The sequence below is a fragment of the Microcystis flos-aquae FACHB-1344 genome (assembly GCF_014698375.1).
GTDB lineage: Bacteria > Cyanobacteriota > Cyanobacteriia > Cyanobacteriales > Microcystaceae > Microcystis > Microcystis aeruginosa.
Window position 1 is genome coordinate 1 of sequence record NZ_JACJSW010000037.1, and the last position, 11,251, is coordinate 11,251.

The following is an 11,251-nucleotide window of genomic DNA, read 5'->3' on the forward strand; positions in this document are numbered from 1 at the left end:
TTTTTTGCTTACCTCCACCTTAATTCCTTCTTTCAAAACTATACCTATCAATCGTTTCCCCTTTTTTTAAGTTTCTTCTCTTTTTGTTAAGAAAGATCTGACTAATGGATAGCTTGATAAGGGGGGTGCCGATAGGCGGGGGAATCTGAAAGTTTTTAACACCTACCTACTTAACCTCTCTTGCTAGTCAAAACCTTAGTCTCCATTAAGATGCACTGCACCAACTTTTTGATAGAGAATATGTAGAGCCTCAGCAGCTTGTCTTGCTAGGGCGTACCATTCAGGGTTTTGTACACAAGCTGGATGGGAAACAATAAAACGCTCCAAGGAATCACTAACCATCGCTGTTCTGTCAAGTAACTCATGACATCCGAATGTACCCGGTTTGAATTGCTCAAGAACTTGTTGTTCTTGTTCTTGGAGGAAGTCTTTTAACTCTTCTTGACGCTCTATTTCAATAGCGTTATCCTTAACCACAACCATACTATTCAATTCAGTCATTCAACCCTCCAATTCAGCTTGCCGTAGAATGTTTTTGTAAGTTCCGATAGGTATATCATCTGACAGTTTACAAGGAACGGTAACTTTACTCAGCTTGACAGGGTGTTTAAACTGACGATGGCTTCCTTTTTGCGAAACTTGCAACCAACCATCATCAATTAGGCGACGGATAACCTCACGAACCCTCATACCCTTAATTTTAACCTACACTTATCTTATCGAAAATTTGGGTTTAAAACCCCGTCCTTTTAGGACGGCTTTAAGCTACAATGGAAAATGAAGTCAACTTCTTAAAGAAGTCGGGTATCTGAAATCATCACAGAAGAGGAGAAATAACAAGAAGGATTTCCTAGACTGTGAACCTTAAGATTGTTACAAGATGCTAAAATTAGGAAAACCTGCTAAAATCAGGATATGCCAGCTAAAGATACCTTTCACCATGCTGTCCGAAATGCACTCATAAAAGCAGGTTGGACGATTACCCATGATCCTTTTACCCTAGAGTTTGAAGATGTTAACTTTTATGTGGACTTAGGTGCAGAAAAAGTTATTGCAGCACAAAAAGAACGAGAAAAAGTTGCCATTGAAATCAAAAGTTTCTTAAGAGATTCAATTGTTACAGAACTACATTTAGCCTGTGGACAATATCTTAACTACCGTTTTGCTCTTTCAGAAATTGAACCTGATAGAACCCTATACTTAGCCATCCCTAATGATACTTATGAAGTGTTTTGTCATAGCCGTTTTGTTCAAAGAATTCTAGAACATTATCAAATCAAAATTATTGTCTATAACCCTGAAATAGAGGAGATCGTAGAATGGCAATCAACTACAGTGAATTAGTTAAATCCCTAATTGAAGAACAAGCTAAAATTCAGCAGTCTAGTGAAATTTCCCTAGAAATAATCTTTGACGATCTGAGAAAACATTATTTATTAGTACAAGTTGGTTGGCATAATAATCATTGGATTTATGGATGTCTTTTACATTTAGATATTATTAACAACAAAGTTTATATTCAACAGAACAACACAGAAATTTCGGTGGCTGAAAAGTTAGTTGAACTAGGAATTCCTAAAACAGATATTGTCATCGGATTTCACTCTCCATTTAAACGAAAATTCACAGAATATGCCATTAATTAGGAGTACAAATAAAATGGAAAAACAAATTATAAAACATTAGAATTACCAATAGAATTAATTCAAGAAACTAAAAAAATAATTCAATCAGGAAAAGCAAACAGCTTTGACGAATTTGTTGCTTTAGTATTAAAGTATGAACTTTTAAACCTAGAGCAAGCTGAAAATCAAATAGATTTAAAAGTCAGAAGCATTTTCAGAAGCTCCCATCTGGGAACTAGGAGAGAATCCAGTTATCGGTGGTGTGACTAATGCTTCAGAAAAACTACAAACCCTCACCCCACAACAACAGCAATCAGTAATAGATTTTATTGAATTCTTGCAATTTAAGGCACAGAAGACAGAAATTACTGAAGAAGAAGAACCGATTTCTGCTTATGAATCAGCTAAAGATTTAGTCGGGTGTGTGGTGTGTGGAAAGTGGAATAGGTGATCTATCTTATAATAAAAAATACCTTAAAAGTCCAGCAAAAAAATGACAGATTTAATAATCTCGGAGAGAAATAATTGATTTAATTATTCCTGATTGAGATATAATTATTAAAACCCCCAAGAGAATTAACCCATGACACAAGCAACCACCCCCTCACAAATGAAATTTCCTTAGATTTAGTCTCCATTGCCCCAAAACCACAGCAAATATAGAGCTTAACCAGTTGAAGTGACTTCTGACAAGATACTCGAACAAGTACGAGAAGCAGCAGCCAAAAGACTTCTGTTTCTTCCCCATACTATTGGGCAGATGTCACGAGGCGATCGCATGATGACAACAACCGAGATCGAAACTGTTGTCATGACAGGTGAACTGATAGAAAGCTATCCTGAAGATGTGAGGGGACAAAGTTGTTTAATATTAGGATTTGGAGAAAATAGCAGACCGATTCATGTCGTCTGTGCTCCCAAAGACGAATATTTGGCGATTATTACTGCCTACCTTCCCGATCCATCAAAGTGGTCATCTAATTTTAGAAGGAGACGTTAGAATGGAATGCCTCTGCTGCAAGGGACAAATGAAACGGGGAACTGCTCCCTTTGCCATTGATCGCAACGGATACCATCTTTCTTGGGATGCTGTCCCTGCTTGGGTGTGCGAACAGTGTGGCGAAGTCCTTTTTGAAGCTCGTGAAGTCAATTTAATTCAAGAAACTCTCTCTATTCTAGATCGTGAAACTGCCGTCTTAGTTGAGCAAGCTTTATCCTAAACTACTATGAAAATACAAGGAATTATCAAAGGCAATACTATCGAGCTATTAGAGGATTTATCTCTTCCTAATGGCGTAAAAATTTCTCGGTCAATTCCTGATAATTTAATTCCTAAAAAAGTATTATGGGAACAAATTGAAACCTCAATCGGAGTCTGGAAAAATCAACCAGAACTCGATGATATATTTTCTGAAATTGACCGAGAGCGCCATAGATCATAGTTCAATCAAGGCAGCAGAGACAATGATTGAGTAGGTGGTATAATGTGAAATTACCCAATCCTAAAAATACCATTATTGATGATAACAAATTGACCGGTTATGCCCTGAATCTAAATCATTCAGATGGACAGCATAAAGCCAGGGTTTTTAAATCCGTCTTAAACTTAGATATTAATAACGTTCAATTTCTTAAAAATGCACTCTTAGAAGCAGTTAAAACCTATGATGCTATTCCTGACAAAATCAATCAATATGGACAAAAGTATGTTATTGATTTTCCCCTGACTCATCAAAACAAAACCGCCATTATTCACAGTGTTTGGATCATCAGAAATGACGAAAACTTTCCCCGCTTAGTGACTTGTTATGTACTTTAAGGAGATAATCAAATGAAACTCTTAGATGTAGTTGCCTTATTAGAAGACTTACCCCAATTAGGATTATATTGCGGACAAGTCGGAACAATTGTAGAAGTTTATGAACCCACAGTTTTTGAAGTGGAATTTAGCGACACATCAGGACGTGCTTATGCTATCGAAACCTTACAAGAAAATCAACTAATGTTATTACATCATTCTCCCTTAGAACCTAAAAATTTAGCTGTAAATATAGGGTAAATTTTCTTAAAAAACATTATTCATATAACAATTATCTTATGGATATCGAACTATGCCTACCCACGACATCATCGACAATCGCCAGCAAAAATTAGTCGATAACATCAACCAAATTCTCCACTCTTCAGAAGCCGCTCATTTTGCCGTCGGTTACTTTTTCCTCTCCGGCTTTACTGCGATCGCACCTCGTCTCGCCACTATCCAACAAATGCGCCTCCTGATTGGCAACACCAGCAACAGGGAAACCATCGAACAATTAGCAGAAGGCTACCGCCGCTTAGAATTAATTAAAGACCATCTAGAGGCACAAGAATATCCCAAACGGACAGAACGCAAGCAGATGGCAACAGAAACCGCCGACAATATTCGTTCCAGCGTCGAACTGATGGACCAAACAGATCAAGCAGAAACCTTAGTAAAAAATCTGGTTCTTATGATTGAAGAAAAACGCCTTCAGGTGCGAGTTTATACTAAAGGGCGACTCCACGCTAAAGCCTATATCTTCGACTACGGGACAATTTATAACCAGCAGGGACAACCTTTGGAACGTCAAGAAAAAGGCCTTGCTATCGTTGGTTCTTCTAACCTTACTTTATCAGGAATTTCCCACAATACCGAACTTAATGTTATCGTTCACGGTAATGAAAATCATGCCAGTTTAACAGAATGGTTTAACCAACTTTGGCAGGAAGCAACAGAATTTGATGAAACACTGATGCAGTCTTTACAACAGTCTTGGGCGATGATGCCAGTACGTCCCTACGACATCTATATGAAAACTCTCTATATGCTCGTGCGCGATCGATTGACAGAAGAAACTGCCAGAGAAATGATGATAGATAACGAAATTACCGAGAAACTAGCAGACTTTCAAAAAGTAGCAGTTAACCAAGCTGTTAAACTCATCCGCGAGTATGGGGGTTGTTTCGTTTCCGATGTGGTAGGACTAGGAAAAAGCTTTATTGGTGCTGCCATTGTCAAACGCTTTGAACAAGTAGAAAAATCCCGCCCCCTCATTATTTGTCCAGCGCCACTGGTGGAAATGTGGGAACGCTACAACGAAATTTATCAACTTAACGCCCGCGTTTTATCGATGGGATTCCTGCGGGAAGATGAAACCAGTGGCATCAGAGTTTTATTAGAAGATTTTAAATACAAAGATCGAGATTTTATCTTAATTGATGAAAGTCATAACCTGCGGAATGTTGCAACCCAAAAATATAAAATTGTCGAAGCCTTTTTAGCAGCTGGGAGACAATGCTGTTTTCTGACAGCAACTCCTCGTAATAAAAGTGCTTGGGATATTTATCATCAGATTAAACTTTTTCATCAAGATGATAAGACAGATTTACCCATAGATCCGCCCGATCTAAAAGAATATTTTCGATTAGTAGAGAAAGGGGAAAAACAGTTACCTGACTTGTTATCTAACATCTTGATCCGGCGCACTCGCAACCACATTTTACGCTGGTACGGCTTTGATGCCAAGACTCATAAACCCGTAGATGCAGACAATTTCAAGGATTATTTAAACGGAAATCAACGCGCTTACGTTATTGTGGGTGGTAAGCATCAGTTTTTTCCCAAAAGAGAACTACAAACCATTGAATATAGTATTGAAGATACCTATCAAGGACTTTACCAAGAACTGCGCCAATATTTAGGGAAATCTCGCCAACGACAACCAGCCAACCCTCGTAAAAATGAACTTTGCTATGCTCGTTATGGTTGGGGAAATTATGTATTACAAAATAAGCGCAAACAAGAACCATTACTCAGTTTACAAACTGGGGGAGCAAATTTAAGAGGACTGATGCGAGTTCTGCTATTCAAACGCTTTGAATCTAGCGTTTATGCTTTCCAACAAACTGTTAAGAAATTACTGCAAGTCCATCAACGCTTTCGAGAAGCTTTACGCCAAGGAATTATCCCCGCCGGAGAAGAAGCTCAAGCAATTCTCTATGAGCCAAACAATGGGGAAGAACAAGACATTATCGATGCTTTGCGTCAGGCATCTGGGAAGTATGATCTAGCTGATTTTGATGCCACAATATTACAGAAACATCTTGAGCATGACATCCAATTGCTAGAGAAAATTTTGCACTTAGTTGAGCCAATTACTCCAGACAAAGATGCGAAATTACAAACCCTTAAAAGCTGGTTGAATAAACCTCCGCTGCAGGATAGCAAGTGCCTCATCTTTACTCAGTATGCTGATACCGCCTATTACTTATATCAAAACCTCAATCCTAACGGCGATCGAGACGATCTAGAAGTCATCTACAGTGGCGATAAAAATAAGGCGCGGGTAGTGGGAAGATTTGCCCCCAAAGCCAACAAATACTATAAATTACAACAGGGAGAGTCGGAAATCAAAACTTTAATTGCTACCGATGTTTTAGCCGAAGGTTTAAACCTACAAGATGGCAACCTGATTATTAATTATGACCTGCATTGGAATCCCGTCCGACTTATTCAAAGGTTTGGTCGGATTGATCGGATTGGCAGCGAGAATGATGTGGTTTACGGCTTTAATTTTCTCCCAGAGACGGGATTAGAGCGGAATCTAGGATTACGACAAAAACTCAAAAACCGCATTCAAGAAATTCACGAAACCATCGGTGAGGATGCGGCAATTCTCGACCCAACGGAACAGCTTAACGAAGAGGCTATGTATGCGATTTATGAAAAAAGTGGTAGTCATCAATTAAGTTTGTTTGAAGATGAGGGAGAATTTCTCGACCTCAATGAAGCCGAAGAAATTCTCAGACAACTCCAGCGAGAAAATCCGGCTGAATACGAACGGATAGCTAACCTGCCTCATGGCATCCGAACGGCTCGCTTTTCTCTCAATAAGGGCATAATTGTCTTCTGTGAAGCTTCTTACCCGAACCGCAAAGATTGGAAGGGCTACCAGCAATTATATTGGCTCGATGAACAGGGAGAGATCAGATCAAAAGATACTGCCCGCATTTTAGGAATGCTCAAAACCAACCCAGAAGAAGCAGCACTGCCGCTGCCCAAAAATTACAACCAAGCAGTCATGCAAGTCAAGGTGAAATTTGCCCAAGAAGTCCAACACCGCCAATCGGAACGGGAGTACAGCCGTTCTCTGACTCAAGCACAGCGCTACGTCCTGCGAGAATTGGGACTACTGTTCAAAACCACGCAGGATGAAGAAATCCGCAAGCAGGTTAACCTATTAGAACAGGCCTTTCGCCAACCGATTACCACTGTACTCAAGCGCGAGTTAAACCTGATTAAGCGCCGTAGCCTGACAGGAGAAGCTTTGTTTAGCGAACTGAAGAAATTATATAGCCAACATGAGATGCGGGACTGGTTAGATCGCCGTCGCTTGCAAGGTGAGGAGCAACCAATTCCCATCATTATTTGCAGTCAGGCTTTAGTTTAGAAACGGCGATCGGTCAAGGTATAGGATTAAGTTAGGGGCAAAAATCCCCCAGCACCATCTCTAAAGTAGTGAGAAAAAGCTACAATTAATCAATCCTAAAATACCGGGAAAAGTCATGACAGCCCTAGACATTATCCCAGAAGTTACCTGTCCCCCCACAGATTTATGGAGTGATGAACCACCATTGGAAAGTGATCTACACCTGCAACAGATCATCATTCTCCTTAGTTGTCTAGAATTATTATGGCGCGAGAGGAGTGATTACTACGCTTCGGGAAATCTGACCATCTACTACAACGAGGAACAACTGAAAAAACGCAATTTCTGTGGTCCTGATTTTTTTGTGGTTTTAGATACCGAAAAACGTCCCCGCAAAAGTTGGGTAGTTTGGGGAGAACAGGGTAAATATCCCGATGTAATTGTCGAGATTCTCTCCGATTCTACGGCCAATATTGACCGCAATAACAAGAAAATTCTCTATCAGAATACCTTTCGCACTCCTAATTATTTTTGGTTCGATCCTAATACGTTAGAATTGCAAGGATTTAGACTAATTGGGGGACAATATCAAGCCATTTCTCCCAATGACCAAGGTTATTTATGGAGTGAACAGTTAGGATTATATTTAGGGATATTTGACAGTAAACTGCGTTATTTTACCGCCGATGGTCAATTAGTCCCCACTCCTCAAGAAGCCGAATTAGAGCAACGACAGGCAAAAGAACAGGCTCTTTTAGAAAAAGAAAGGGAACGACAAGCTAAGGAAAAATTAGCGGCAAAATTGCGAGAATTAGGCATCGATCCCGATACAATTTAGGGGAAATCTGATCGGTAGGGTTTGAAGACAAAATAACAAACCCTGCTATAAGATTAAAAAGCAAAATTATTTTCTAGTAGCTATGGTGACAGCAGCGCCCCTAGTGGGTGTAATTATGGGCAGTGATTCCGACTTACCCACCATGAAAGAAGCGATCGCAGTTTTAGCGGCCTTTCAGATTAGCCACGAAGTCGCCATCGTCTCAGCCCATCGTACCCCAGAAAAAATGTTTGAATACGGCAAAAACGCTCATAATAGGGGAATAAAAGTGATTATCGCCGGAGCCGGCGGCGCTGCCCATTTACCCGGGATGGTAGCATCTCTAACTCCCTTACCCGTGATTGGAGTTCCCGTAGTCACGCGCACTTTACAAGGGTTAGACTCTCTCTATTCAATTGTACAGATGCCCGCAGGCATTCCCGTGGCCACGGTGGCGATCGGTAATGCCAAAAATGCCGGACTTTTAGCGGTTCAAATTCTCGCCACCAGTAATACTGATCTTTTAGAGCAAGTTATCGCCTATCGTCAATCCCTCACCGATTCCGTCCTCGAAAAACAAAGCAATCTTCAACGACTAGGCTATCAAGACTATCTAGAGCAGAGTTCACCTAAGTAGGGTAGATTGAGAAAAGATTAAGTAACAAATTATGAAGTAATTATGCGTTGGATCACCGCTTGTGTATTGAGTCTATTGCTCTTTTTTGCCCTACCCATAGCGGCTTATGCCGATAGCCCGACTATTAGCGAAGAACAGATTAGAGAAGGGGAAGTTATCGCCGAAAAAGCCCTAGAAGCCACAGAAAAAGGGGATTACGCCCAGGCCGAAAGCTATTGGACCCAATTAGTCGCCAAATTCCCCACTAACCCCGCCGTCTGGAGTAATCGCGGCAATGCCAGAGTTAGTCTCAATAAATTAGAGGATGCGATCGCTGATTTTAACCAAGCGATCGCCATTGCCCCCGATGCCCCCGATCCCTACCTCAATCGCGGCACCGCTTTAGAGGGAGAAGGCAAATATCAAGAAGCGATCGCCGATTATAATAAAGTTTTAGAACTGGATCCCAATGATGCCTTTGCCTATAACAATCGCGGCAACGCCGAAGGCGGTTTAGGGGACTGGGAAGCCGCCGTCAAAGACTATCGCCAAGCCACTCAACTAGCCCCGAATTTTGCCTGGGCGCAAGCTAATCTGGCTCTGGCCCTGTACGAATTGGGCAGATATCCAGAAGCAGTCCAAAAAATGCGGAATATTGCCCGCAAATACCCCATGTTTCCCGATGTCAGAGCGGCCTTAAGCGCCGTTTTATGGACCCAAGGACAACAGGGAGAGGCGGAAAGCAATTGGGTAGCCGCCGTCGGCATGGATACCCGCTATCAAGACCTCGATTGGGTAAAAAGCGTGCGCCGTTGGCCGCCAAATATGGTTCTAGCCTTAGATAAGTTTCTTAACTTAAAGTAAAGAAGGACTAAATAGCAATTTTTCTCGCAGTAGCGGGACTGAGAGGCCAATTATCCTGAAATCCGCGACTAAAATACAATTGAGATGTGCTGGGTTGTACTGCATTTAAACTGCGTCGGGGAAATTTTAGTACAAATGCTCAAACTTCCTCGACCCAACTCCGGTGGGGTTAAATACAGAAACTTGCAACTTTGATACCGCCACTGTCACTATCACCCCTAAGAGATGAAGTGTAAACTAATTAATTTGCTATCATTTCTGGACGACCAGCTACTGTTCCCCGTTCCCCAAAAAGAAAACTTTGTACCTTACCACTAAGATAACTGCTGTATCTGCAATGGCCTTTTTTACTCTCACTCACATTAACCATGACCGAGCCAACCCAATTAAACTATCACGATACCTATTCTTGTCCCGTCTGTCGCCATGGTAAAATTGCCGCTTTACCCCTCATGGAAGCCTATGCTTGTAACTTTTGTCAACACATTTTTACCGCTAATTTAGAACAACAAGTTTTAAAAATGGCCGATAGTCAATTACCCTTAACTTGGTATTGGAATGGTAAGTATTGGCAGGGTTTACCGAGAGAAGGAGTGGAGATGGCAGGTTTTTACTTAATTATCGGTTTAGGATTTGTGATTTTTCCCACAGCAATTGTGGCTACGGGAGCCTATCTTTTTCCTCCAGTCGAGGGGAGTCCTTTGTCATGGGTGCCTCTATTTTGGTCGATTTTAACCTTTATTTGCCATGGTATTTGTTTACTCTGGTTAATGATCGAATATTATCAGTTTCCCGTTAATATGTATCTGCGGGCCTTGGCCCGTCGTTGGCAAAATTCTGTCGTCACTAGATTATTATCCTAGGGTTATTTAACTGCTCCAAAGTCTGACTACAAAAATTTGCTCCCTCTAAATTTTCCTTTTTAAGAGGGACTTAGATTCAATCTGTAATTTGCCTAGAGAGAATTGGTATAAAAGAGTGATTAAAGACGGCAAAAACTTAATCAGAAAGGATAAATTTTACTCGACATTGACTAACCTTAAAAAGGTTGAAAATAATTGACAGATTTTTTATTGTTAGGAGAGATTAAATAATCGTACAAATATGCTTTCTCAAAAGAATCTAGAGTTGAATTAGTCAGGGGTTTAAAGGAAAATTTCTTAGCTCCTGCAACAATTGGAGTAGTTGTGCGGACAAGTTTCCCATCTTTTTCCTGTAACAAAATAATTTCCGAAGTTTTAACTTGGCGAGCGGGTTCCCAGGGATAATAAAAGAACAATAATCCATTGTCGTTATTTAAAGCTATTTCTCCATTGGCAGCGATTTTTAGCTGCCAATCAGGATTGAGTTTATATAGTTTAGGAACGTTTTTCCATTGCCAAGGAAATTGATAAAGTTGACCGACTACACTGGGCATAGACCAAGCAAAAGGATACAACTGACTTCCCCAAGGTAGACTAGGAGCATCGACTAAAATAACTTGTCCATCGTTCAGATCGGGGGCTAATTGTATAACATCAGCCCAAAAAGCTTGCTGATATTTCCAACTTAGTTTATTTTGCTGTTGCACGATAATTCCAAATCCAATCAACAAAGAAAAATAAGTCGCTAAGAGGAGAGCCGCAAGATTTTTTTGCCGATAACTATTGGCTAAATAAACAATCAAATAGCCAAGAATTCCCCCAAGAATAGAAGCTCCAACCACGGCAGCCGCATGAACACGGGAATCACGTCCACTAATGAGGGTAGCAGGAACGGTAAAAGTTGGCTCTTCGGGAATTGTTATGCAAATAATTAACTTAAAATAAAATTCGATGAGAGTACCTAAGCTCAAAAGTAGCTGAAATCCATACAGGGAACGACTTAAAGCACAAACAGG

General features: G+C 40.6%; 15 protein-coding genes and 1 pseudogene. 13 read left to right on the top strand and 3 right to left on the bottom strand.

The genetic code is table 11. From position 1 onward, the window contains the following. Positions 1-195: 195 nt before the first annotated feature. Together H6G48_RS02410 and H6G48_RS02415 are read right to left on the bottom strand one after the other, a co-directional pair. The gene (locus H6G48_RS02410; protein ID WP_158201572.1) at positions 196-501 is read right to left on the bottom strand and encodes a hypothetical protein; all 306 of its coding nucleotides are present in this window, start codon (positions 499-501) and stop codon (positions 196-198) included. Then, positions 502-690 (bottom strand): type II toxin-antitoxin system HicA family toxin, encoded by a 189-nt coding sequence (locus H6G48_RS02415; protein WP_149978456.1) that lies wholly within the window; start codon positions 688-690, stop codon positions 502-504. It abuts the gene before it with no gap. 225 nt (positions 691-915) lie between these two features. Here H6G48_RS02415 and H6G48_RS02420 point away from each other — a divergent pair, with 225 nt between their 5' ends. The 13 genes from H6G48_RS02420 to H6G48_RS02480 all read left to right on the top strand — a co-directional run bounded on the left by H6G48_RS02420 (position 916) and on the right by H6G48_RS02480 (position 10,235). Beyond that, positions 916-1,344, top strand: a complete 429-nt coding sequence (locus tag H6G48_RS02420; RefSeq protein ID WP_002776212.1) for an element excision factor XisH family protein — start codon at positions 916-918, stop codon at positions 1,342-1,344. Then, entirely contained in the window at positions 1,320-1,646 is a 327-nt protein-coding gene (locus H6G48_RS02425) for a XisI protein (protein WP_002734933.1), read from the top strand. The genes H6G48_RS02420 and H6G48_RS02425 overlap by 25 nt, the downstream gene beginning before the upstream one ends. A 241-nt stretch (positions 1,647-1,887) precedes the next feature. Beyond that, positions 1,888-2,076, top strand: coding sequence for a hypothetical protein (locus H6G48_RS02430; RefSeq protein WP_423202524.1), 189 nt, complete (start codon positions 1,888-1,890; stop codon positions 2,074-2,076). Between the two features lie 228 nt (positions 2,077-2,304). Continuing rightward, entirely contained in the window at positions 2,305-2,625 is a 321-nt protein-coding gene (locus tag H6G48_RS02435) for a DUF4258 domain-containing protein (protein WP_052278164.1), read from the top strand. A gap of 1 nt (position 2,626) precedes the next feature. Beyond that, entirely contained in the window at positions 2,627-2,845 is a 219-nt protein-coding gene (locus tag H6G48_RS02440; protein ID WP_052278163.1) for a YgiT-type zinc finger protein, read from the top strand. A 6-nt stretch (positions 2,846-2,851) separates the two neighbouring features. Beyond that, positions 2,852-3,067 carry a hypothetical protein gene (locus H6G48_RS02445; RefSeq protein WP_190718715.1) on the top strand — a complete coding sequence of 72 codons (216 nt, stop codon included), beginning with the start codon at positions 2,852-2,854 and terminating at the stop codon, positions 3,065-3,067. A 44-nt stretch (positions 3,068-3,111) separates the two neighbouring features. Then, positions 3,112-3,444, top strand: a complete 333-nt coding sequence (locus H6G48_RS02450; RefSeq protein WP_002790331.1) for a DUF6883 domain-containing protein — start codon at positions 3,112-3,114, stop codon at positions 3,442-3,444. A gap of 12 nt (positions 3,445-3,456) precedes the next feature. Next, the gene (locus H6G48_RS02455; RefSeq protein WP_002790332.1) at positions 3,457-3,684 is read left to right on the top strand and encodes a DUF4926 domain-containing protein; all 228 of its coding nucleotides are present in this window, start codon (positions 3,457-3,459) and stop codon (positions 3,682-3,684) included. Between the two features lie 52 nt (positions 3,685-3,736). After that, positions 3,737-7,096 carry a helicase-related protein gene (locus H6G48_RS02460; RefSeq protein WP_190718717.1) on the top strand — a complete coding sequence of 1,120 codons (3,360 nt, stop codon included), beginning with the start codon at positions 3,737-3,739 and terminating at the stop codon, positions 7,094-7,096. 115 nt (positions 7,097-7,211) lie between these two features. After that, the gene (locus tag H6G48_RS02465; RefSeq protein WP_190718720.1) at positions 7,212-7,913 is read left to right on the top strand and encodes a Uma2 family endonuclease; all 702 of its coding nucleotides are present in this window, start codon (positions 7,212-7,214) and stop codon (positions 7,911-7,913) included. Positions 7,914-7,995: 82 nt separating this feature from the next. Next, entirely contained in the window at positions 7,996-8,529 is a 534-nt protein-coding gene (gene purE / locus H6G48_RS02470) for a 5-(carboxyamino)imidazole ribonucleotide mutase (protein WP_190718723.1), read from the top strand. 42 nt (positions 8,530-8,571) lie between these two features. Next, positions 8,572-9,372, top strand: coding sequence for a tetratricopeptide repeat protein (locus tag H6G48_RS02475; protein ID WP_002761720.1), 801 nt, complete (start codon positions 8,572-8,574; stop codon positions 9,370-9,372). 368 nt (positions 9,373-9,740) lie between these two features. Then, the gene (locus H6G48_RS02480) at positions 9,741-10,235 is read left to right on the top strand and encodes a hypothetical protein (RefSeq protein WP_190718727.1); all 495 of its coding nucleotides are present in this window, start codon (positions 9,741-9,743) and stop codon (positions 10,233-10,235) included. Positions 10,236-10,411: 176 nt separating this feature from the next. Here the strand turns inward: H6G48_RS02480 and H6G48_RS02485 are convergent. Then, a pseudogene (locus H6G48_RS02485) lies at positions 10,412-11,251 on the bottom strand (hypothetical protein); the annotation flags it as partial.

Coding starts and splice junctions, on each gene's coding strand:
- H6G48_RS02425 (WP_002734933.1), top strand. CDS start 1,320: ATGGCAATCAACTACAGTGAATTAGTTAAATCCCTAATTGAAGAACAA.
- H6G48_RS02460 (WP_190718717.1), top strand. CDS start 3,737: ATGCCTACCCACGACATCATCGACAATCGCCAGCAAAAATTAGTCGAT.
- H6G48_RS02455 (WP_002790332.1), top strand. CDS start 3,457: ATGAAACTCTTAGATGTAGTTGCCTTATTAGAAGACTTACCCCAATTA.
- H6G48_RS02415 (WP_149978456.1), bottom strand. CDS start 690: ATGAGGGTTCGTGAGGTTATCCGTCGCCTAATTGATGATGGTTGGTTG.
- H6G48_RS02420 (WP_002776212.1), top strand. CDS start 916: ATGCCAGCTAAAGATACCTTTCACCATGCTGTCCGAAATGCACTCATA.
- H6G48_RS02475 (WP_002761720.1), top strand. CDS start 8,572: ATGCGTTGGATCACCGCTTGTGTATTGAGTCTATTGCTCTTTTTTGCC.
- H6G48_RS02440 (WP_052278163.1), top strand. CDS start 2,627: ATGGAATGCCTCTGCTGCAAGGGACAAATGAAACGGGGAACTGCTCCC.
- H6G48_RS02410 (WP_158201572.1), bottom strand. CDS start 501: ATGACTGAATTGAATAGTATGGTTGTGGTTAAGGATAACGCTATTGAA.
- H6G48_RS02465 (WP_190718720.1), top strand. CDS start 7,212: ATGACAGCCCTAGACATTATCCCAGAAGTTACCTGTCCCCCCACAGAT.
- H6G48_RS02445 (WP_190718715.1), top strand. CDS start 2,852: ATGAAAATACAAGGAATTATCAAAGGCAATACTATCGAGCTATTAGAG.
- purE (WP_190718723.1), top strand. CDS start 7,996: ATGGTGACAGCAGCGCCCCTAGTGGGTGTAATTATGGGCAGTGATTCC.
- H6G48_RS02480 (WP_190718727.1), top strand. CDS start 9,741: ATGACCGAGCCAACCCAATTAAACTATCACGATACCTATTCTTGTCCC.